Below are 323 nucleotides of genomic sequence, written 5' to 3'. Positions count from 1 at the left end.
TCCCACACCCCCGCTCCACGGTCCGAGGGTCCCTTCCCCGTGCTGATCTCCGGAGCCGACGCCCAGGGCACCCGCGCCCAGGCACGGCAGTTGGCCGAGTTCGTGCGGACCCGTCCTGAGCTGGATGCAGGGACGGTCGCGGCAGGACTGATGAACGGCCGTGCCGGACTGCCGGACCGTGCGGTGGTGGTCGCCCAGGACCGGACCGAGATGCTGGCCGGACTGGACGCCATAGCCGAAGGCAGCGCAAGCAGCCGAGCAGACGTCCAGGGCCGCGTCGCCTTCGTCTTCCCCGGCCAGGGCACCCACTGGACAGGCATGGG

General features: G+C 71.8%; 1 pseudogene. It reads left to right on the top strand.

The window, feature by feature from the left end:
* Nucleotides 1-39: 39 nt before the first annotated feature.
* Nucleotides 40-323: pseudogene (locus HO151_RS01115) on the top strand (modular polyketide synthase); the annotation flags it as partial.

This window comes from Streptomyces sp. 8P21H-1, assembly GCF_013302945.1.
The sequence above is the reverse complement of the archived record's forward strand: the minus strand, read 5'-3'. Positions and strand labels throughout refer to the sequence as shown.